This window comes from Xanthomonas sp. NCPPB 1638 (assembly GCF_041475635.2).
Classification (GTDB): domain Bacteria; phylum Pseudomonadota; class Gammaproteobacteria; order Xanthomonadales; family Xanthomonadaceae; genus Xanthomonas; species Xanthomonas cucurbitae.
This window is the reverse complement of record NZ_CM192984.1, coordinates 3,513,799-3,535,125: the sequence shown is the minus strand read 5'-3', so window position 1 is coordinate 3,535,125 and position 21,327 is coordinate 3,513,799. Positions and strand designations below refer to the sequence as shown.

Here is a 21,327-nt window from a genome sequence, read left to right as displayed (position 1 = left end):
CCCCTGCTGCGCCGCCGCCAGGCAGGCGTGGCCGGTGTCCGGGATCGGCATCTACCACGGGTCTGCTGCAGGCCCTGCGCGCCATCCAGGCCAGCGGACGACTGCCTGCGATGAGAGGCCGACTGCGATTGCTCGCGCGGCGGTCTACGCCAGGCCGAACCAACCAAGGCAGCCGGGTAGTCGCCAGTATGTTCAGCATCCAGACGGAATTGTGGGGTGGCCTATCGCCCCGCAAAACTCGCGCAGCGGGCCATCCACGCGTGGTCGCACCGATGGCGTTTGTTAAGCTCCAGTCTTTGTGTTCAGATCAAGGCCGACCAGATGACTGCATCCCCTGCCGCACGCCGCCCGGGCCTGCCCCTGCACTGGAAGATGGGCATTGGCTTTGCCGTGGGCCTGGTGCTGGGGCTGGCGGTCTACTATCTGGCCGGTAGCGACGCCGACTGGGTGCGCCTGGCGACCAAGTACGTCACCACGCCGTTTTCGCAGGTTTTCCTCAATCTGATCTTCATGCTGATCGTGCCGTTGCTGTTTTCGGCACTGGTGATGGGCATCTCCGACATGGGCGACATCCGCGCGCTGGGCCGCGTGGGCTGGCGCACCCTGGGCTACACCGTCGTGCTGTCTGGCATTGCAGTGCTGCTCGGTTTGGTGCTGGTCAATGTGCTCAAGCCCGGTGCGGGGGTGGACCCGCAACTGGCCAATCAGCTGATCCAGGAAAATGCCGAGCGCACCCGCGAGATCATTTCCAGCTCCGGCACCCAGCCGCAGGGCATGGACATGCTGTTGTCGATCGTGCCCAGCAACGTGATTGCCGCCGCGTCCAGCAATGGCGCCATCCTGTCGCTGATGTTCTTTGCAGTGATGTTCGGCGTGGGCATGGTGCTGAGCGCCGATGAAAAGGTCGCCACGCTGCGGCGCGGGATCGAAGGCGTCTTCGAGATCTCGATGACCCTGATCGGCCTGGTGATCCGCCTGGCGCCGTATGCGGTGGCCTGCTTCATGTTCAATCTTGCCGCGCTGTTTGGCTTCGACCTGCTGATCCGTCTGGGCGCCTACGTGGGCGTGGTCGTGCTGGCGTTGGGGCTGCACATGGTGGTGAGCTACGGGCTGGCGGTGAAGTTTGCCGGGCGCTCGCCGTTGGGCTTCTTCAAGCAGACCCAGGAAGCCACGTTGATGGCGTTCTCCACGGCGTCCAGCAACGCCACCTTGCCCACCGCCCTGCGCGTGGCCGACGAGATGGGCCTGCCGCCGCGGGTGTCGCGCTTCGTGCTGACGGTGGGCGCCACCGCCAACCAGAACGGCACCGCGTTGTTCGAGGGCGTGACGGTGATCTTCCTGGCGCAGTTCTTCAACGTGGACTTGAGCCTCGGCCAGCAATTCATGGTGATGCTGGTCTGCATCCTGGGCGGCATCGGCACCGCCGGCGTGCCCTCCGGCTCGCTGCCGGTGGTGGCGCTGATCTGCGCGATGGTGGGGGTCAACCCGGTGGGCATCGGCATGATCCTGGGCGTCAACCACTTCCTGGACATGTGCCGCACGGCCTTGAACGTGACCGGGGATCTGGCGCTGACGACCCTGGTGGCCAAGGGCGAGGAATAGGGAATCGGGAATCGAGAATCGAGAATCGGTAAAAGCGGGCTGGCGCGAAGGTGAGCCCATCGACCAACCCGCAACGCTGCATCCGATTCCCGATTCCCGATTCCCGTAACGCTGTGTATGGGAGAATGAAGGCTCCGCTTCCAGCGGTGTTCCCTTCCGCTTCCATAGACGCCCATGACCCAGCCCACCCGCCGCCAGCTGGCCAACGCCATCCGTTTTCTTGCCGCAGATGCGGTCGAAGCCGCCAAGTCCGGCCATCCCGGCATGCCGATGGGCATGGCCGATATCGCCGAAGTGCTGTGGAACGATTTCTACCGGCACAACCCGAACAACCCGCAGTGGTTCAACCGCGACCGTTTCGTGCTGTCCAACGGCCACGGCTCGATGCTGCAGTACGCGCTGCTGCACCTGTCCGGCTACGACCTGCCGATCGAGCAGCTCAAGCAGTTCCGCCAGCTGCACAGCAAGACCGCCGGCCACCCGGAGCACAGCGAAACCCCGGGCGTGGAGACCACTACCGGCCCGCTCGGCCAGGGCTTTGCCAATGCGGTCGGGTTCGCGCTGGCCGAGAAGTTGCTGGCACAGCGCTACAACCGCCCGGAGCTGGAAATCGTCGACCACCGCACCTGGGTGTTCATGGGCGATGGCTGCCTGATGGAAGGCATTTCGCACGAAGCCGCCTCGCTGGCAGGCACCTGGGGCCTGGGCAAGCTGGTGGCGTTCTGGGACAACAACCAGATCTCCATCGACGGCAACACTGCCGGCTGGTTCAGCGACGACACCCCGGCGCGTTTCGAAGCCTATGGCTGGCACGTCATCCGCGACGTGGACGGGCATGATGCCGAGAAGATCAAGGCCGCCATCGAGGCGGCGCTGGACAACAGCGACAAGCCCACGCTGGTCTGCTGCCGCACCAAGATCGGTTTCGGCGCGCCGACCAAGGCCGGCAAGGAATCCTCGCACGGCGCACCGCTGGGCAAGGACGAGCTGGAAGGCGCGCGCAAGGCACTGGAATGGCCGTATGGCCCGTTCGAAATTCCCGAAGAGATCTACGCCGGCTGGCGCGCCGGTGGCACCGGCACGCTGCGCCAGGCCGAGTGGGAACAGCTGTTCGACAAGTACGCCAGGCAGTACACCAGCGAAGCCGATGAGCTGACCCGCCGCTCGCACGGCGAGCTGCCGGCCGACTTCATCGCCCAGGCCGATGCCTACATCGCCAAGGCGCAGCAAGACGGCCAGACCATCGCCTCGCGCAAGGCCTCGCAGCTGGCCATCGAAGCCTTCGCGCCGCTGCTGCCCGAGTTGATCGGCGGCTCGGCCGACCTGGCGCATTCCAACCTGACCCTGTGGAAGGCCAGCAAGTCGGTGGCCACCGATGACCCGGACGCCAACTACGTGTATTACGGCGTGCGCGAGTTCGGCATGACCGCCATTGCCAATGGCCTGGCGCTGCATGGCGGCTTCATTCCGTTCGATGCCACCTTCCTGGTGTTCAGCGATTACGCGCGCAATGGCGTGCGCATGAGCGCGCTGAATCCGGCGCATGCCATCCATGTGTACACGCACGACTCGATCGGCCTGGGCGAAGACGGCCCGACCCATCAGCCGGTGGAACACCTGGCCTCGCTGCGCTACATCCCCAATAACGATGTCTGGCGCCCGGGCGATGCGGTGGAATCGGCAGTGAGCTGGAAGGCCGCGATCACTCGCAAGGACGGCCCGAGCTGCCTGATCTTCAGCCGCCAGAACCTGCAGCACCAGCCGCGCAGCGCCGAACAGCTCAAGTTGATCGAACGCGGTGGCTACGTGCTGGCCGATGCCGAAGGCGGCACGCCCGATGTGATCCTGATCGGCACCGGTTCGGAGGTGGGCCTGGCGATGGAAGCCAAGCAGACGCTGGATGCGGCGGGGTTGAAGACGCGCGTTGTTTCGATGCCGTCGACCGATGTGTTCGACCGCCAGGATGCGGCGTACCGCGAACAGGTGCTGCCGAACGCCGTGCGCAAGCGCGTGGCAGTGGAAGCGGGCGTGACCGGCTTCTGGCGCAAGTACGTGGGCCTGGATGGCGATGTGGTCGGTATCGATACCTTCGGCGCCTCGGCGCCGGCCGATCAGCTGTACGCGTACTTCAAGATCACGGCCGCGCATGTGGTTGCGGCGGCCAAGGCGCTGTAACGCCTTGCGTGGTGCTCGAACAAAGAAGCCGGCGAAAGCCGGCTTTTTTGTTGGATTTCGCGAGCCATGCGCAGTGCGTCATCGTTCAACGGATGCCTTGCGTGGCTCAGTGCGCCTCGTTGGCCAGCACGGCTGTACGGATCCTGGTCAGCACTTTGAGCTGTGCGTCCATCATCGGCGGATTGGGATCGTGTCCTGTGCGTGGCAGCAGGAGAAATTCCTTGCTCGGTGCAGAAAGACCATCGAAATAGGCTTTGCTGATGTGCGCCGGAGTGACCAGATCCTGCTCGCCCTGGATCAGATAGACCGGCATGGCTAACTGCGGCCCGAGTGCGCGCAGGTCGATCTGCGGGCCCATGCCGTCGCCTGCCAGCCCGACGAACTGCAGGAAGGAATAGTCTTCCCCGGCCTCATAGGCTGCGCGGTAGTCGGGCGTGTCGTAGTCCGCTGCGAAGGTGAACCAGTCTTCCGGTGCCGGGTCGGTACGCAAGGCTTCGTATTTGCGCGTCAGGCGCCTGAGGACTCCGAAGTTGCGTGGGTTTGTCCAAGGCGGCGGGCCGATCGTCTCCAGCTTGCCGATCGCATCCGCATCGTTGGCTGCGCGGGCCAGGCTCAGTGTCTTGGCGTAGCTCGACGCCATGTCGTCCTGGTAGTTGACCAGTTGCGCCGTGCCGACATAAGCGTGGAACAGGTTGGGATTCGCCTTGGCGAGAGTGACGGCCAGTGCCGAGCCCCACGACCCGCCCATCAGGATGAGCTTGGGTTTGCCCAGCCGTTGCGTGGCATAGCGTGCGACCTCGCTACCGTCCTGGGTCAGCCGCTGCATGGTCAGCGACTCGCCGTCGGCAGGCTTGCTTGCCGCATAGGTCTTGCCGGAACCGCGTTGGTCCCACTGCACGATGGTGAAATCGCGCGTCCAGCTGCCGAACAGGCGATGCGCGAACGGCGTATTCGGGTTGCCCGGCCCGCCATGGACGATCAGCACCACTGGATTACGGCAGTCCTGGCCTTCGATCGTGACCCATTGCTGGATGCCTCCGATCTGGACAAGACCTGCCTCGTGGACGGCGTTGCCGGGGACCCGGCAAGCGTCATTCAACCGCGTTTTTCCTGACTCCTCCGCACGCACTGCCGGCGCGCACACCAGCAGTAGAGCGATCGCTACCCAGCATTTCTTCATGTGATTCCCGTTGCAGTGCGTTCCGTCATCGCATCAGCCACCTGTTCGGCAGCTCCCGCTGTGAGTGTCGCGTCTATGCGAGTTCGGCTGCAATGGCTGCGGTTGGACCGGGAGTTGCACCATGCGCCTTTCGCTTGGGTAGCGCTCGCTTGTGTCAAGCAAATGCTAAATAAACCTCAATCGGCTATTTAAAATGCGAATCATTCCCATTAAGATAGCGCGCTGCCGCTCTTAGCGCACACCTTTTCCACCCTTGTTGCCGGCGCGGCGTCTTCGCAGCGCTGGGTCTGATCCGTCTGTGTTGGAGTTCCCGATGATCCGTAGTACCGAGTTGCGTCTTGTTTCCGTGGGCGCGCGTCGCCACGCCCTGCCGCGCGCTTTGTTCGTCGCGCTGTGCACGCTGGCCGCCGGCCAGGCGTTGGCCGAGACGCCCGTTGCCGCCGCCGCTGCCGAGGTCACCACGCTGGACCGGCTCAACGTGCAGGGCGAGCAGGTCAAGGGCTATACCGTGGAGAAGACCACCGCCGGCACCCGCATGAATCTGTCGCTGCGCGAGATTCCGCAGTCGGTGACGGTGGTGACGCGCGAGCGCATGGACGACCAGAACCTACAAAGCATCAGCGACGTACTCAACAACGTTTCCGGCATCTCGGTTGCGCAAAGCGATAGCGAGCGGCTGGAGTTCTATGCGCGTGGTTTCTACATCGACAACTACCAGTTCGACGGCATCCCGGCCTACATGGAACAGGCCTGGAGCTACGGCGACTCCGCGCTGGACGTGGCGTTGTACGAGCGCGTGGAAGTGGTGCGTGGCGCCACCGGCCTGCTGACCGGCTCGGGCAACCCGTCGGCCTCGATCAACCTGGTGCGCAAGCATGCGGTCAGCCGCGACTTTACCGGCACCGTGTCGGTGGGTGGTGGTGACTTCAACAAGACCCGCAGCGTGGCCGATGTCACCGTGCCGCTGAACCCCGAAGGCACCGTGCGTGCGCGCGTGGTCGGCGTCTACCAGGACGGCGAGTCGGACATGGAACGCTACTCGCTGCGCAAGAAGATCGGTTCGGCCATCATTGATGCCGACCTCACCGACAGCACCTTGCTGAGTGTGGGCTACGAATACCAGAAGAAGGAATCGGACGATGTCACCTGGGGCGGATTCCCGCTGTTCTTCAGCGATGGCAGCCGCACCCGCTTCGACCGCTCGTTCAACCCGGCGGCCGACTGGACGTTCTGGGACACGCGCCTGCAGCGTACCTTCGCCAGCCTGCAGCAGAGCTTTGACAGTGGCTGGCTGCTCAAGGCCAATGTGAGCCACGAAAAGACCGAAGCGGCCAATCATCTGTTCTACCCGTTCTATACGATCTTTGGCTTCGACCGTGCCACCGGTGGCGGTGTGGTGCCGTATTCGGGCAACTACCAGACCGAGCGCAAGGCCGATGGCGCCGATGTCTATGCCGAAGGTCCGTTCCAGCTGTTCGGCCGCGAGCATCAGTTGGTGGCCGGCGCCAGCTACAACCGTCGCGAGTACGTCAACAACGGCACCTTCGATTTTCCCGCGCCTCTGACCAGCTATTTCGGTTGGAATGGCGCCTATCCGGAGCCCAACTGGAACCCGCGCACGCTGCAGAGCGCAGCCACCATCGAACAGAAGGCCGCCTACGTGGCTGCACGTTTTTCGCTGGCCGACCCGCTGACGCTGCTGGTGGGCGCGCGCTACACCGATTGGCAGATCGATGGCCGCAACGTCGACTTCACCACGCAGCAGTTGCTGCCGTTTTCCGACACCCAGACCGAAGTCACCCCATATGCCGGCCTGGTCTACGACATCAACGATGTGTGGTCGACCTACGTCAGCTATACCGAAATCTTCAATCCGCAGACCTTGCGCGATGCCAACGGTGGCTATCTCGACCCGCTGAGCGGGAAGGGCTACGAAGCCGGCGTCAAGGCCGCGTGGTTCGACGACCAGCTCAACGCCTCGCTGGCGCTGTTCCGCATCGAGCAGGACAACCTTGGTGTGCCCACCGGTGGCTTTGTTCCCGGCAGCAGCGAGTCCGCTTACCAGGCCGCCAATGGCGTGGTGAGCGAAGGCTTCGACCTCGAGGTGTCCGGGCGCCTGACCCAGGGCTGGAATGCCACGGTCGGTGCGTCGCACTACACCGCGCGTGATTCCGGTGGCGCTTCGATCAACACGCATTTGCCGCGCACCACCATCAAGGTATTCAGCAGCTACACCCCGCAGGGGGCGTGGAGCGACCTGACCGTGGGCGGCGGCGTCAACTGGCAGAACCGTTCCTACTACGTGGACCCGGTGTATGGCACCTTCCAGCAGAGTGCCTACGCACTGGTCAGTGCATTTGCCCGCTACCGCCTGTCGCCGCAGTTCTCGGTGCAACTCAACGTCGACAACCTGCTCGACAAGCACTACCTCTCGCAGTTCAACGGTGGCTATGGCGCGTGGGGCGCATCGCGCAACGGCATGCTGACCTTCAACTATTCGTTCTGACCGAGCGCACGTCAAGGCGTTGCCGACCTTACGCCTCGCTGTGTCATTGCACAGGCACCTTGCAAAAGGTGCCTGTCTTGCTTACTGCAACGGCTGATCGCCCCGCAGGATGGGGTAGGGGTTCAATGCCTCACCCTTCCACCATTGTTTTTCCGGTCCCAGGTGGTGGATTTCGAAGTGCAGGTGCGGCGCGGCAGGATTTGCGTTGCCGGTGCTGCCGACATAGCCAATGATCTGGCCACGCGTGATGGACTGCTTTTCCGCCAGGCCATCGGCGTAACGTTCCAGATGCGCGTAGTAGTAGCAATACGTGCCGCCTGGATCGAATTGATACACGGTCAGGCCACCGCGTTCGCTGTCGAACAGCTTTTCGACCGTTCCATCAGCGACCGCAAGTACCGGCGTGCCGGTCGGTGCGAGGATGTCGATGGCGTCATGTACGCGGCCTTCGCTGCGTGCATCGGTGAAGGTGTCCTGCAATTGATCGCGGCCGATGCCTTGTACCGGAATCAGCAGGCCGGCGGGTGTCACCGATGCGGTTGCTGACGGGACAGTGGCAGCGGCGGGCGCCGGCATGGCCGGCGCAGCGGATGCCGTTGCCGGGGTCACAGGCACGGAGTCAGCCGGCGCCATCGCTGGCGCAGCAGGCGCAGCCACGTCCACTGCGGGAGCCGGCGCTGCAACGATGGGCGCGGCACTGGCGGCCACCGGGACCGCTGCTTCCGGTGCATGACGTTCCAGCCACCAGTAGCCGCCAGCGCCAATCGCCACGCCTGCAATCAAGATCATCAGCAATTTCATGTTTACTCCTGCATCACCACCGGGACCGACGGCCCTACCACGCCGGCCAGCGCAACGGCATCCCAGTTGGTCAGGCGCACGCAACCGTGCGATTCGGTCTTGCCGACATGACCCGGCTCCGGCGTGCCATGCAGGCCATAATGCGGCTTGGATAGATCGATCCAGACGCGGCCCACCGGGTTATTGGGGCCCGCCGGTAACGTGGCTTTCTTGTCGCCTTTCTTGGCGTCCCAGAACAGCTTGGGGTTGTACTTGAACACCGGTTCGCGCGAGATGCCCAGGATTTTCCAGCGTCCGATCGGCAGCGGGTCGTGCTTGCTGCCGGATGAGACCGGGAACTGCGCGTACACCTTGTCGTCCGCGTCGAACAGGCGCAGCGTCGAATCGGACTTGTCGACCACCAGTTTGGCCGGCTTGGCCAGCGGTGTTACGCCATCGATGTTGGGTACCTGGATCACGCCGCCGGCCTTGCCCAGGTCCACGCCCGGATTGAGTTGGCGCAGCAACGCGGGGTCGGCATGAAAGCGCTCGCCCAATGCCTCATCGACCGATGCATAGCCCAGTGCGGACAGCCTGGCCTGCTCGGCCGGGCCCTTTGGGATCGGTTGGAACGGCCCGGCAACATCGGCCTCGGTCAAGGTGTATTGCACCAGCGTCGGTGTGGTGTCGGCCTGCAGTGCCTGCCAGGTTGCGTCATCCAGCTCGCCGGTGGCCTTGATGGCGTGCGCTGCCTGGAACCCGGAGACCGCACGCTTCTGGTTGGAGCCGCGTTCGCTATCGATCTGGCCCGGCGAAAAATGCGCACGGTCAAGCAAGACCTGTGCGTGCAGGTCCGAGCGTGGACCGGTGGGAACGCCCGTTGCTGCGGGTGTGGCGTCAGATGCCGCAGATGCGGCTGCAGATTGCGGCGCCTGTGCCAGCGCAGGCAGCCAGGCGCCGAGCGCCAGTGCGAGCAAACAGACACGAGCATTGGAGCGTAATGACATGGGCGGGTCCGTAAGAAGTATGCGGGCACCTTGCCGCAGCCGCCCGCGTGTCGACGTGAAATGGCAGTCGCAAGGTCAGCGGCCAACGCGCTAGCGCGCCAAGACCGATTCCTCCCGATCCACCGTCGCCGGGGCACGGGCACCACGCATGTGCGAGCCGGACCATTGCGCATGTGCCTCGATGCAGGGAACACCGCTGCGCCGCGTTGCGGTGTCAGGCGGATGCGCACTGCCGCAGGCTGTAGACGAGCAGCTTGGCCTGCACGCGCTCGCCCAGGCCGCGTGGTGCATCCAGCGCCATGCGTTGCAGGCAGGCTGCTTCGACGGCTTGCACCGCTCCGGGTGCAAGTACCGCACGCGCCACGGTTGCAGCCTTGCTGCCGGGGCTGGCCGTTGCAGCCTTTAGCCAGGCCAAGGCGCGCAGCAGATGCTGCTCGATTTCGGTGAAGTCGCTGCCCAGCGGATAGTCGGGCAGGCTGCCGTCGCGGCGAAACGGGGCCAAGGCCTGCTCCAGCGCCTCGGGCGTATTGCGTTGCGCGCGTGTAGCCAGTTGCGGTGGGGTGCGTAGCTTGCGCGACTGCGTCGCCTGCGCCAGCAACGTGTCTTGGAAGCGGGCATCGCAGATGCCGGCCATCTCCAGTACGCATTCCTGATCGGTCTTGTAGCGCAGGTCGGCGATGCCGTACTCGGTGATGTAGAGATCGCGCAGGTGACGCGGGATGGTGGTGTGACCATAGTTCCAACGGACATTGCTCACCGCCCGCGCGCCGGCATCGCGGGTGGCGCGCAACATCAGCGCGCTGCGTGCCTGCGGTAGCGCATGCGCCATCGCCACGAAGTTGTATTGGCCACCCACACCGGACACCACGCGTCCATCCTCCAGACCATCGGACACCGCCGCCCCCAGCGCGGTGGCCATCATGCAGGAGTTGAAGAAGCGCGCATCGCGCCGTTGCAGGCGTTCCAGCGCTTCGTTGCCCCCATAGAGCTGATTGATCTCGCTGATGCGGCGCATGCCGATAGCAGTGCGGGTGTGCTCGTCGAGGGTGCGCAACCACTGGTAGAAGTCCGGCGAGCCGAGATAGAACGCGCCATGCAGGAATTGGCCCTCGCGTGCCAGGCGTGCGTGGTCGTCGGCATTGGCACGGCCATCGGCGATGCGTTGCATCAGCGGCAGGTCGTCGTGCACCTTGCGGCCGATCACGCCACTGTCCACCAATTGCTTGAAGCCTTCGTTGAGCATCTCGCTACAGCCATACAGGCCGATCGCGAACGGCTCCAGCCCGCCGCTGGCCTGCACGGCCGGATGCGTTGCCAGGTCAGGGTCCAGTGCCTGCAGCACGCGGCGATAGGTGGCGTTGTCGGTGTGGCGTAGCACCAGCGCATGGCTCAGGGCGTCGGCCAGCGTGCCGATGCCGATCTGCAAGGTGCCGCCATCGCGCACCAGGGTGCTTGCGTACAGCCCGATGGCGTAATCGACGGTGTTCACCGGCTGCCGCGGCAGGCCGAACAGGCGCGGCGTAGGGCCGGGCAGGTCGATGACCAGATCGAAGAACGCCGCGTCCACCGCCGCGGTGCCGCCGATCCAGGGCAATTGCGGGTCGACCTCGGCTACCAGCAACGGGCGCGGCAGCCCCAGTGACTGCACCGCGTCCAGGGTGTCCTGGGTGATGTCGTTGTTGCACGACAACGACAGCCGGGTGCCGCCAGGTTCGCGTGCCACCTTCTGTACGATCAGGTTCGGCGCCCGCTGCGCCACCGCCGCCGCGGCGTGCGTGTAGTTCAGGCTGGTGTAGTCGGCCTGCGCCTGCGTCGACTGCAACAGGCCACCGGATTGCATGTAGAACTCTTCCACCTGGATATGCGCAGGCAGGGCGTCGCGCAGCATGGCATCGACATACGCAAGCTGCGGGAAGTCCTCGCCGAAGTGGCGCGCAATGAACGGCGCTGCAAAGCGTGCCTGAAGGCCGGCGCCCGGTTTGGGGGGATTGAGCGACAGCGCGGTGTACAGCGCCAGCGGCCGCGAGGGGGTGTCCTTGAGCCGTGCGTAGAGCGCGTTCAACAGCCGGTGCGGTTTGCCGATGCCCAGTGGCGCGCCAACGCGCAGGGGGCCGTCGATGCGCTGCAGGATCCACTCCAGCGCGGAGTCCAGGTCGGTCAGGTGGTTGGTCATCCGTGCAAGGGTAGCCGAGCCGCCGCGGCGATGCCTGCAGGCCGGCCGCTGCGCATGGGCGGCCACCGCAACCGCAATGCGTCGATCGGACGCTTGACATCGGTTGAGTTTACGCGCGTAATCGTAAAAAATTACGGGCGTAATCGTATGCCGATCAGTGATGCGGAAGCGGTGGTGATGCAAGTGCTCTGGGATGGCGCGCCACGCACCGCCGAGGAGGTGGTGGCAGCGCTGTCGCAGACCGACTGGGCCGAGCCCACCATCAAGACCTTGCTCAATCGCCTGCTCACCAAAGGCGCCATTGCCGCGCAGAAGGACGGGCGCAAGTATCTGTACACGCCGGTGCTGCAGCGCGACCAGTGGGTGCAGCAACAGAGCGAGGGCCTGCTGCAGCGGCTGTTCGGCGGCCGGGTCGCGCCGCTGGTGGCGCACTTCAGCGAGCGCGGAAAGCTCAGTGCGTCGGATGTGGCCGAGTTGAAGCGTTTGCTCAGGGAGCTGGACGATGAGCCTTGATGCCGTGTTGCTGCGTGCCATCTGCTACAGCAGTGTTGCGGTGCTGATCTGCCTGCTGCTGCGGCGACCGCTGCGGCGCTGGCTGGGTGCGGTCGCCGCGTATGCAATCTGGGCAAGCGTGCCGCTGGCGCTGGTGGCCGCCATGTTTCCAGGCCTGCCGGTGGGCACGGTGTTGTCCCGCGTACCGGCGCTGGTGGTGCTGCCATCGGCAACCGGTATCCAGGGCAGCGGCGCGGGTGGGCGCGAACTGCTCGCTGCAGTGTGGCTGGCCGGTGCGATGCTGATGGGCATCGCTGCATGGCGCGGGCAGCGGCGTTTCGTGCGCAGTCTCGGCCCGCTGGTGGCCCTGGACAAGACGCTATGGGTGGCAACCCATGATGCCAGCTTGCCGGTGTCGCTGGGCGTGCGACGTCCACGCATCGTGCTGCCGCTGGACTTCACCACCCGCTACAGCGCCGACGAGCGCGCGTTGATCCTGGCCCACGAGCAGCAGCATCTGCGCCGCGGCGATCTACGCGCCAACGCGCTGGCCATCGTGCTGCTGTGCCTGGGCTGGTTCAATCCGCTGCTGCATCTGGGGTGGCGCGCGTTTCGTCTGGATCAGGAGCTGGCCTGCGATGCTGCGGTGATCGCGCGACATCCAGACAAGCGCCGCAGCTATGCCGATGCGATGCTCAAATGCCAGCTTGGTGGCCGCTGGATGCCCCTTGCGTGTGGTTGGGCGCCGTCGCATCCGTTGACCCAGCGTCTGGCGGCCCTGCGCATGCCCACCATCACCGGGCAGCGTGCGCGCACGAACCGTCGCGTGGTGCTGCTGCTGGCGGTCATCGCCAGTGCCGCCTGTTGGGTGATCCAGCCAGCGCGTCTGCAAGCCACGCCGGTGGCCGGCAACCCGTTGGATTTCAGCACGATGCAGCCGCCCAGGTACCCTGCTGCGGCAGTCGCTGCGCGTCTTGCCGGCCTGGTCGAGCTGCAGATCCTGGTGGGCCCGAGTGGGGCGCCCGAACGCATCGCCATTGTGCATAGCCAGCCGGCCGGTGTGTTCGACCAGTCCGTGCTTGAGGCGGCGCACGGCTGGCGCTTCAAGCCCGTCCATGTCGACGGCAGGGCGGTGACCTCGACGGTACGCGTGCCGGTGCGCTTCGAAATGGATCCACCGGAAGACGCGTCCGATATTGCTCCGCCCACCGACAGTGCGCATGACACTGCGCAGCTTGCGCACAAAACCGGCTGTCCGGCATCGGGTTGCACCGCGCAGGAGACGCGGTGATGCGGCGCGCGCTGGTGTCTGGAGGCGGTGTACTGGCGCTGCTGCTGAGCGGCTGCGCGAGCCAGCCTGCGGTGGAGCAGGAGCGCAGTCAACGCGAGGATTCGGTCGATCAACGCATGTTGCCGGTGCAGTCCGCTGCGGATGGTACAGGCGCGATCCAGGCGTACACGCTGTCGCCCACACAGCGCTTTCGCATGCCGCGCGCCGTGCGCAGCGATCCACCAACGCTGCCACCTGATTGGTCGCAGCAGACCCTGGCGCCGACCACGGTCTGCGTGCAGGTGATCCTCACGGCCGACGGCGCGGTGCAGCGCGTGGACCCGCTGTCCGATCGCGACGAGTGCAGCAAAGGGCAGCTGCCCGAACATGCCGATCTGCTGCAGGCCGTGCGCACCGCCGTCATGCAGTGGCAGTTCGTGCCGGCGGCGATGTGCACCTACACGCCCGGCGCAACACCTCCGGCAGACCTGGACGACTGTACCGGCGCGGCGCGTGTGGAGCCGGTGCCGGTGACCTTGCCGTTTGCCTTCACCTTCGAGGTACGGCAGGGCAAGGCAAGTGTGCGGTCCGGCAACGTGGCACGCTGAGTCATGCATGCGGATGCCCGGATCAGCGGGTCACGTCAGTACATGCACACTGTCGGCGATGCGCTGTACTTCGTCCGGGTGATGGCTCACGTACAACATCGGCAGGCGGATTTCATCGCGCACCCGCTGCAGGTAGGGGATCAATTCTTCGCGGCGCGCCTGATCCAGCGCCGACAGCGGCTCATCGAACAACAGGATTGCCGGCTGCGACAGCAGCGCGCGGCCGATCGCCACCCGCTGCGCTTCGCCGCCGGATAAGTTGCGCGGCCGGCGCTGCAGCAGCGGCGCGATGCCGAGCAAGGCCACCACATCGTCGAAGCCGAAGGTCGCCGCACCGCGCGCATGCCGGCCATAGCGCAGGTTGTGCCGCACATCCAGATGCGGGAACAGCCGCGCGTCCTGGAAGACATAGCCGATACGGCGCTGGTGCGTGGGCAGGTCCACACGCTGCTGGTGGTCGTACAGGCAGCGCCCATCGATGCGGATATGGCCCGCATCCGGCTGCACCAGGCCGGCGATGGCGTTAAGCACCGTGGTCTTGCCCGCGCCGGACGGTCCCACCAAGGCCACCACGCGTGCCGCGTCCTGGATGCAGAGGTGTCGCTGGAACGTGCCACGGCGCAGATGCAGGTCCAGATCCAGCATCAGCCGTCCTCGCGCGGATGCGGCCGGCGTACCAGCCATTCGGAGAGCAGTAATGCCGCCAGCGAGATCGCCAGGGCTACCGTCGCCAACCGCCACACGCCCGATTCCATGCCGGGTACCTGCATCAGGCCGTAGATGGCCGACGACAAGGTCTGGGTTTCGCCCGGGATATTCGACACGAAGGTGATGGTGGCGCCGAACTCGCCCAGTGCCTTGGCGAACGCCAGCACCATGCCGGCCATCAGGCCAGGCCAGGCCAGGGGCAAGGTGATGCTGAAGAACACCCGCCACGGCCCGGCACCCAGCGTGGCCGCCGCCGCTTCCAGGCGGCGGTCGGTGGCCTCGATCGATAGCCGGATTGCGCGCACCATCAGTGGAAATCCCATCACCGCGCAGGCCAATGCCGCGCCGGTCCAGCGGAACGCGAATTGCACGCCGAGGTGCTCCAGCAACCAGCTGCCGATCACCCCCTGCGTGCCCAGGGTCACCAGCAACGCATAACCCGTCCCCACCGGCGGCATCACCAGCGGCAGATGCAAGAGCGCATCCAGCAGTGCCTTGCCGGGGAAGCGCCGGCGCGCCAGCAGCCAGCCGCAGGCGATGCCCGGTGGCAGGCTGGCCACTGCCGCCACCAGCGCAACCTTCAGACTCAGGCCGATGGCCATCAGTTCCTGCGGGGTGAACATCGACAAGCGCTGCGCCTCAATCCTGCAGCGAGAAGCCACGACGGCGGAAGATTGCCTTGGCCGGCGCGCTGCGCAGCCATGTAACGAAAGCGGTGGCGGCGGGGTTGCGGCTGTTCTTCAAGGCAGCGACCGGATAGACGATGGGCGCATGACTGCTCGCAGGGAAGGCTGCCACGACGCGCACCTTGGCGTCGGCGCGCGCATCCGAGCCATACACGATGCCCAACGGTGCCTCGCCACGCGACACCAGCATCAACGCTGCACGCACGCTTTCCGATTCGGCCAGGCGTGCCTGCACGCTGTCCCACTGACCAAGCGAGCGCAGCGCCGCCGCGGCGTATTTGCCGGCCGGCACGCTGGTGGTCTGGCCAACCGCCAGGCGGCCGCGCTCGCCCAAGGCCTTGGCGATGCTGCCCGGTACGCGCGGATCCACCTGCACCTTGCTGGCCGCTCGCGCGATCAGCACCAGCGTGTTGCCAAGCAGCTGCTGGCGGTGTGCCGGCTCCACCAGGTTGCGCTGTTGCAGATAGTCCATCCATTCCAGATCGGCCGAAAAGAACACGTCCGCCGGCGCGCCTTGCTCGATCTGACGCGCCAGCGCCGAGCTTGCGGCATACGACACGCGCACCGGCGTTCCGGTGGCCTTTTCGTACGCGGCAGCGGCGTCGTCCATCGACTCCTTCAGGCTGGCCGCCGCGAAGACGGTCACCGGCGCGGCTTGCGCGCAGGCCAGCACGGGCAGGGCAAGCATCAGCACGCACAGGGCGCGCTGCCAGAAACCGATCATGCGCATGGGACGTTCCAAACAGGTGGCGGGCACCGATCATAACGGCTGCACGGTGACCAGCGTGGCGACCGCCAGCTGGGGTTACGGAATTCCATCCCCGCAACGCCCCGCCTGTAGGTTGGCCCGCAGCGCGGGGCCGATCAGCCTGGGCTCGGGCAGGGTCGCGTCGCGTGCCTGCCGCTGCGCCACGAACGCTTCGATGTCCACGCCATCGCGCACGTGGAGATTGCTGCGCCGCTGTTCGCCGATGCTGGTCTGGTGCGCCACCGGCCGGCCGCCCGGGCCATAGTCGTGGCAGACAAATACGCGGGTGGCATCTGGTAGCGTGTACAGGCGCTGGATCGAGGCATACAGCTGCCGCGCATCGCCGCCAGGGAAGTCGCAGCGCGCAGTCCCCGCGTCGGGCATGAACAGCGAGTCGCCGGGGAACAACGCATCGCCGATCAGGTACGCAACGCTGTCGCTGGTGTGGCCGGGCACCGCGATGACCCGCGCCTGGATGCCGCCGAGCAGGAAGCGTTCGTCATCGGCGAACAACTGGTCGAACTGCGAGCCGTCGGCGCGAAAGTCCTGCGGCAATGCGTAGCGCGGTGCGAGCGTGCGTTGCACCTGGGCAATGCCGGCGCCGATGCCCACGCGCGCCTGCGGCCAATGCGGCTTGAGCCATTGTGCGGCAGACAGGTGATCGGCATGCGCATGGGTTTCCAGCAGCCACTGCACCTGCCATCCGCGTTGCCGGATGGCATCCACGATCGTCTGCGCGGCCTGCGTGCCGATAGCGCCGCTGTCGGCTGCATAGTCCAGTGCCGGGTCGATCACCGCCGCCGCGCCGGAGGCCGCATCGGCCACCACATAGGTGAAGGTGTTGCTATCGGCATGGAAGAACGCAAGCACCTCCGGCGGCATCGGCGTCTCCACGTCAGGAGCCGGCCAGTGCCGCATTGAGTACGGCGGCCAGGCGGTCGCCGGCGAGGCGCAACTGCGTTTCTGCGATCGGTCGGTAGGTGGCCATGTAGCCCTCCGGCAATACGTGGGAGCCCGGGTACGCGCCCGGGGCAATGGCGATCTTGCAGGACGCCTGTGCCCACGCCGCTGCCGGCGGCGGCAGCACTGGCGAGACAGGAGCAGCGGCCGGCAGCGCCAGCAGACGTTGCAGATAGGCCTCGTCGCCGAGGTGGCGGTCGTTGAGCATGCCGCTGTCCCACAGTGCATGCAGGTTGCTGCCCTTGCCATCGACCTGCAGCTGGAAATCGTTGCCGCCCTTGTCGTGCGCATAGCCGGCGTGCATCGGCTGATGGATGTCGCCGACGAAATGCACCACGAATTTCAACGCTTGCCGCCGCACCTCCAGCGGCTGGCTGCGATCGGCGAGCAGGGCGGTCTGGCGTTCGAGCGCGGCGATCACGCAGTTGCCATCCGGGCAATCGCGCGACGGCGCATAGCTGCAGTCGTGCTCGCCAAGGTTGACGTAATGCCACGGCCCGGAACGCTTGCCCAGGTCGGGGTCGTGTTCACGCAGTTCGTCGGCCCAGGTCGCCACACCGTGCAAGGTCGGGTCCGGCTCGCCGGCCAGCAAGGATGCGACTTGCGCGCGTGCCTGCGGGCTCAGTTCGGTCTCGGCGATACGGGCCACCAGGCGGTGGCCCTGCGCGCCCCAGGCGAATGCCGCGTTGGAGTGGATCGCCGCAGCAACGGCGACGGCAAGGATGCAGAGCGAGCGAGGAAAGGTCTTCATTGGCCGGATTGTACGCAACCGCCAGGGTCGGCTTCATGGCGGCTTCCGGCATGCCGCCGCGGGTGGGCGGCGGCCGCTCGATCAGAAGTAGACCAGGTACGACACCCCGTAGGTCAGCGGGTCGATGCGTGCTTCGCCCAGCCGCCTGCCGTTGAAATCCACCTTGCTGCGCGAATCGGTCCAGCGCGCGTCCACGCGCAGGCCGCTGCGATCATTGAAGATGAAATCCACCCCGACATGCGCAGTGGCGCCCACCGAGTCTTCAAAGCGCAGCGAGCCATTGCCGATCGCCGGCTCGGTGTCCTCGCCCAGGAAGGCGGTGTAGTTGATGCCAACGCCCACGAACGGCGACACCGTGCCGTAGCCATTGATGTGGTACTGCAGCAACACGCTCGGTGGCACCGACCAATAGCTGCCCACCTTGCCGACGCCTTGCAGTTCTAGGTCGTGCCTGCCAGCAACGGCGGCGTGCACCTCGATGCCGAGGTTGTTGCGCAGGAAGTATTCGTAGGTGAACGAGAGCGTCGGCGCGCCCTTGATCTCGCCTCGCGCGGTGCCGAAGGCACCGCTATCGGACTTCGGCGATACGTAGCCGGCACCGTAGCCGGTCGTCCAGTGCCCGGCGGATTGGGCGAGGACAGGGCTGGTCGAAGCGGCCAGTGCGATGGCAAGTGCGGTGCGGAACAAGCTGCTCATGGAATCCCCGGTAGGTCGTCGGACAGGCGCTCGACGCGATCGACCTGTCCGCAACTCCGGCGGTGGATGCACGTCCCTGGAGACCCAGTGTGCCAGAGATGTCCCGTGCTTGCCGCTACCGCTCAGAACCGGTGTACGTACGCCGCACCATAGACCAGCGGGTCGATATTGACCGTGCCGATGCGGCTGCCGTTCAAGCGGGCCTCGGTATCGATATCGATCCAGCGCAGGTTGACCCGCAAGGCGCCGCGGTCGCTGAGCTTGAAATCCAGGCCCGCGTGCAAGGCCAGGCCCCACGAATCGTCCAGCTCCAGCTCGCTGCCGGCCAGCGCCCCGCGGGTCTGCGTGTCGAAGAAGCGGGTGTAGTTGAGGCCGGCGCCAAGGAACGGGGAAACCTTGCCCTGGCTGTTGAAGTGATACTGCAGCGAGATCACCGGCGGCAGATGCTTGGTGCTGCCGACCCGGCCCAGGCCGCGCAGGGCGATGTCGTGCTCGAAGGGCAGCGCGGCCAGGACCTCGATGCCCAGGTTGTCGGCGATGAAATATTCGGCGCTGAAGGTCGGCCTGATGTCCTTGCCCACGTCCGCTTCCAGCGTACCGCCGACCAGGCGTCCATTGTCGGACTTGGGAGCGACCTGGTGGGCGCCGACGGCAACGGCCCAGTCGCCTTTGGTTTGAGCAGATGCGGTGACGGTGGTGAAGCTGGTTGCCAGAGCCGCGAGGAGCAGGGCAGAGCGCATGTGCATAGGACGTCTCGTTGAGTAGGGATGAGTGCAGTGTTCGGCGTTGGGGGGATGACCGCCTTGATCCGGATCAATCCAGTGTCGTGACACGACCGGTGATCCGGAGACAGGCGGCCGTCGTGCGCCGAGGGCGGCAGTGCTGGGCAATGTCTGCATCGCCGTACACCAGTGCGGTGCGTGCAGGACGCACCAAGGCTGGAAGGAGGCGGGCAAAGCGCCGAAGCGGGCGTCGGCCGGGGAGGTGAGCCGACGCCAGCGCGCGTTACCTCGCAGGGAAGCGGTGTGACGCGGCGATCGGCCGGCATTACCTGACCTGGGCGAGCGGTGCTGCGTCCTTTTCCGGCATCGCCGAGCTGTGGTGATTGATAATCAGCCACTTGCCGTCGCGCTTTTCGTAGACGAAGGTGTAGCGCGCCTGCACGTCGCTCTTCTTGCCGTCCTTGTCGGTCAGCGTGAAGGTGTATACGCCGGCGTCCACTGCACTGTCGTCATCGAGCAGGCGCACGGTGCGGTAGTTGACCACGCCCTTCGGCTTCTTGGTCAGAAACAGCTCGAAGTACTTCTCGATCTGCTCGCGCGAGGCGCGCACTTCGTTGGACACGGTCGGCAACAGCACGCCATCGGGCGCATACAGGTCGGCCACCTTGTGCGGGTTGCCGGTCGCCAGGGCCGCGTTCCAGGTATCGAACAGCGCGGCCACTTCGCGCGCTTCCCCATCGGCAGGCAGCGATGCTTTTTCGGTGTAGTGCATGACGCCGGCGGCCAGTGCCGGGGTGGTGGCAAACGCCAGGACCAGAGAGAGCAGGGTGCGATGCATGGGGGAGCCTCCGTGTGGGTGAGTGGGTGCCTTGGTTGGCAGGGCCAGTATCGAAATCCACGGAGGGGAGAAATGCTGCCGTTCGGCATACGGATGAATACGCTTTTCGGCATATTCTTTATAGTATTAAGTTACTGAAATTAATAGAAAATATCCATAGCGAAGATTTTATAGGAGCTGTCGCCACTCGATGCGGTCGCCGCGATGGCTCGGTTGCCGATGTGCGCCATTCAGGGTTGGCTGTGGGATGGGCATTGCCAACCGCGTCGGCCATGCGTCGGGCGGGAGGAGTGTCGTCCCGGTAGCAGTCGCCGCTGCACGGCCGCGCATGGGCGACGCTGCTAGAATGGCGGCCCCTTTCCATCCGCCGCGCTGTCGCGGTCGCAGGAGCTTGTGAACATGGCAATCAAGGTTGGCATCAACGGATTCGGTCGCATCGGACGCAACGTGCTGCGCTCTGCGGTGCAGAACTTCGCCAATGACATCGAGATCGTGGCCATCAATGACCTGCTCGAACCCGATTACCTGGCTTACATGCTGCAGTACGACTCGGTGCACGGCCGCTTCAAGGCCGATGTCTCGGTCGATGGCAACACGCTGGTCGTCAACGGCAAGAAGATCCGCCTGACCCAGGAGCGCGACCCGGCCAACCTCAAGTGGGATGCGGTGGGCGCCGATGTGGTGATCGAATCCACCGGCCTGTTCCTGACCAAGGACACCGCGCAGAAGCACATCGATGCGGGCGCCAAGAAGGTGATCCTGTCGGCCCCCTCCAAGGACGACACCCCGATGTTCGTCTACGGCGTCAACGACACCACCTACAAGGGCGAGGCCATCATCTCCAACGCCTCGTGCACCACCAACTGCCTGGCGCCGCTGGCCAAGGTCATCAACGACAAGTGGGGCATCAAGCGCGGCCTGATGACCACCGTGCATGCGGCCACCGCCACCCAGAAGACCGTGGACGGCCCGTCGAACAAGGACTGGCGCGGTGGCCGCGGCATCCTGGAGAACATCATTCCCTCCTCCACCGGTGCGGCCAAGGCCGTGGGCGTGGTGATTCCCGAGCTCAACAAGAAGCTGACCGGCATGAGCTTCCGCGTGCCGACCTCGGACGTGTCGGTGGTCGATCTGACCGTGGAACTGGAAAAGCCGGCCACCTATGCCGAGATCTGCGCCGAAGTGAAGGCACAGAGCGAAGGCGCGCTGAAGGGCGTGCTGGGTTACACCGAAGACAAGGTGGTGGCCACCGATTTCCGCGGCGAGACCTGCACCTCGGTGTTCGACGCCGACGCCGGCATCGCGCTGGATTCCACCTTTGTCAAGCTGGTGTCCTGGTACGACAACGAGTGGGGCTATTCCAACAAGTGCCTGGAAATGGTGCGCGTGGTCGCCAGGTGATCGGCCGATCCGAATGAAACAAAA

At 65.5% G+C, this 21,327-nt stretch carries 20 protein-coding genes; 8 read left to right on the top strand and 12 right to left on the bottom strand.

What is annotated here, in order from left to right:
• Positions 1 to 321 precede the first annotated feature (321 nt).
• Both ACCQ13_RS15305 and tkt read left to right on the top strand, forming a co-directional pair.
• The gene (locus ACCQ13_RS15305) at positions 322 to 1,602 is read left to right on the top strand and encodes a dicarboxylate/amino acid:cation symporter (RefSeq protein WP_104603380.1); all 1,281 of its coding nucleotides are present in this window, start codon (positions 322 to 324) and stop codon (positions 1,600 to 1,602) included.
• A 174-nt stretch (positions 1,603 to 1,776) separates the two neighbouring features.
• The gene (gene tkt, locus ACCQ13_RS15300) at positions 1,777 to 3,777 is read left to right on the top strand and encodes a transketolase (RefSeq protein ID WP_104603381.1); all 2,001 of its coding nucleotides are present in this window, start codon (positions 1,777 to 1,779) and stop codon (positions 3,775 to 3,777) included.
• A gap of 106 nt (positions 3,778 to 3,883) precedes the next feature.
• On the opposite strand, the gene ACCQ13_RS15295 is transcribed toward tkt, so the two are convergent.
• Entirely contained in the window at positions 3,884 to 4,765 is an 882-nt protein-coding gene (locus ACCQ13_RS15295; protein WP_372372426.1) for an alpha/beta fold hydrolase, read from the bottom strand.
• Here ACCQ13_RS15295 and ACCQ13_RS15290 point away from each other — a divergent pair.
• Positions 4,748 to 4,891: a hypothetical protein gene (locus tag ACCQ13_RS15290; RefSeq protein ID WP_372372443.1), complete on the top strand. Its 144-nt coding sequence runs from the start codon at positions 4,748 to 4,750 to the stop codon at positions 4,889 to 4,891. The two genes, ACCQ13_RS15295 and ACCQ13_RS15290, sit on opposite strands and share 18 nt — an antisense overlap.
• Positions 4,892 to 5,270: 379 nt before the next feature.
• The gene (gene fhuE, locus ACCQ13_RS15285; protein WP_104603383.1) at positions 5,271 to 7,463 is read left to right on the top strand and encodes a ferric-rhodotorulic acid/ferric-coprogen receptor FhuE; all 2,193 of its coding nucleotides are present in this window, start codon (positions 5,271 to 5,273) and stop codon (positions 7,461 to 7,463) included.
• An 81-nt stretch (positions 7,464 to 7,544) separates the two neighbouring features.
• Here fhuE and ACCQ13_RS15280 read toward each other — a convergent pair whose 3' ends face one another.
• The 3 genes from ACCQ13_RS15280 to ACCQ13_RS15270 form a co-directional block, all read right to left on the bottom strand.
• Positions 7,545 to 8,264 (bottom strand): M23 family metallopeptidase, encoded by a 720-nt coding sequence (locus ACCQ13_RS15280; protein ID WP_104603384.1) that lies wholly within the window; start codon positions 8,262 to 8,264, stop codon positions 7,545 to 7,547.
• Between the two features lie 2 nt (positions 8,265 to 8,266).
• Positions 8,267 to 9,193, bottom strand: a complete 927-nt coding sequence (locus tag ACCQ13_RS15275; RefSeq protein WP_208800675.1) for a L,D-transpeptidase family protein — start codon at positions 9,191 to 9,193, stop codon at positions 8,267 to 8,269.
• Positions 9,194 to 9,464: 271 nt separating this feature from the next.
• Positions 9,465 to 11,423, bottom strand: a complete 1,959-nt coding sequence (locus ACCQ13_RS15270) for an acetyl-CoA hydrolase/transferase C-terminal domain-containing protein (protein WP_159407496.1) — start codon at positions 11,421 to 11,423, stop codon at positions 9,465 to 9,467.
• A gap of 147 nt (positions 11,424 to 11,570) precedes the next feature.
• Here ACCQ13_RS15270 and ACCQ13_RS15265 point away from each other — a divergent pair, with 147 nt between their 5' ends.
• Genes ACCQ13_RS15265 through ACCQ13_RS15255 form a run of 3 tightly spaced genes read left to right on the top strand, consistent with a single transcriptional unit; the run spans position 11,571 to position 13,793 of the window.
• Positions 11,571 to 11,936: a BlaI/MecI/CopY family transcriptional regulator gene (locus ACCQ13_RS15265; RefSeq protein WP_104603387.1), complete on the top strand. Its 366-nt coding sequence runs from the start codon at positions 11,571 to 11,573 to the stop codon at positions 11,934 to 11,936.
• A complete protein-coding gene (locus ACCQ13_RS15260; RefSeq protein ID WP_104603388.1) occupies positions 11,926 to 13,206 on the top strand; it encodes a TonB family protein in 1,281 nt (426 codons plus the stop codon). The genes ACCQ13_RS15265 and ACCQ13_RS15260 overlap by 11 nt, the downstream gene beginning before the upstream one ends.
• Positions 13,206 to 13,793: a hypothetical protein gene (locus ACCQ13_RS15255; protein ID WP_159407495.1), complete on the top strand. Its 588-nt coding sequence runs from the start codon at positions 13,206 to 13,208 to the stop codon at positions 13,791 to 13,793. The genes ACCQ13_RS15260 and ACCQ13_RS15255 overlap by 1 nt, the downstream gene beginning before the upstream one ends.
• A 30-nt stretch (positions 13,794 to 13,823) precedes the next feature.
• Here ACCQ13_RS15255 and modC read toward each other — a convergent pair whose 3' ends face one another.
• From modC to ACCQ13_RS15215, 8 genes are all read right to left on the bottom strand, one after another.
• The gene (modC, locus tag ACCQ13_RS15250) at positions 13,824 to 14,438 is read right to left on the bottom strand and encodes a molybdenum ABC transporter ATP-binding protein (RefSeq protein WP_104603390.1); all 615 of its coding nucleotides are present in this window, start codon (positions 14,436 to 14,438) and stop codon (positions 13,824 to 13,826) included.
• Entirely contained in the window at positions 14,438 to 15,124 is a 687-nt protein-coding gene (gene modB, locus ACCQ13_RS15245) for a molybdate ABC transporter permease subunit (RefSeq protein WP_372372425.1), read from the bottom strand. Before modB ends, modC begins: the two co-directional genes overlap by 1 nt.
• A 16-nt stretch (positions 15,125 to 15,140) precedes the next feature.
• Positions 15,141 to 15,917 carry a molybdate ABC transporter substrate-binding protein gene (gene modA / locus ACCQ13_RS15240; protein WP_372372301.1) on the bottom strand — a complete coding sequence of 259 codons (777 nt, stop codon included), beginning with the start codon at positions 15,915 to 15,917 and terminating at the stop codon, positions 15,141 to 15,143.
• Between the two features lie 75 nt (positions 15,918 to 15,992).
• Entirely contained in the window at positions 15,993 to 16,817 is an 825-nt protein-coding gene (locus ACCQ13_RS15235; RefSeq protein WP_104603435.1) for an MBL fold metallo-hydrolase, read from the bottom strand.
• Positions 16,818 to 16,830: 13 nt separating this feature from the next.
• A complete protein-coding gene (locus ACCQ13_RS15230) occupies positions 16,831 to 17,646 on the bottom strand; it encodes a S1/P1 nuclease (protein WP_159407493.1) in 816 nt (271 codons plus the stop codon).
• Between the two features lie 81 nt (positions 17,647 to 17,727).
• Positions 17,728 to 18,342, bottom strand: coding sequence for an OmpW/AlkL family protein (locus ACCQ13_RS15225; protein WP_159407492.1), 615 nt, complete (start codon positions 18,340 to 18,342; stop codon positions 17,728 to 17,730).
• Positions 18,343 to 18,464: 122 nt separating this feature from the next.
• Complete coding sequence (locus ACCQ13_RS15220; protein WP_104603395.1) at positions 18,465 to 19,088, bottom strand: OmpW/AlkL family protein; 624 nt, start codon at positions 19,086 to 19,088, stop codon at positions 18,465 to 18,467.
• A gap of 301 nt (positions 19,089 to 19,389) precedes the next feature.
• A complete protein-coding gene (locus ACCQ13_RS15215) occupies positions 19,390 to 19,902 on the bottom strand; it encodes an SgcJ/EcaC family oxidoreductase (protein ID WP_104603396.1) in 513 nt (170 codons plus the stop codon).
• Between the two features lie 399 nt (positions 19,903 to 20,301).
• Between ACCQ13_RS15215 and gap the strand changes: the two genes are divergently transcribed.
• Positions 20,302 to 21,303, top strand: a complete 1,002-nt coding sequence (gap, locus tag ACCQ13_RS15210) for a type I glyceraldehyde-3-phosphate dehydrogenase (RefSeq protein WP_104603436.1) — start codon at positions 20,302 to 20,304, stop codon at positions 21,301 to 21,303.
• The last annotated feature ends 24 nt before the right edge of the window (positions 21,304 to 21,327 follow it).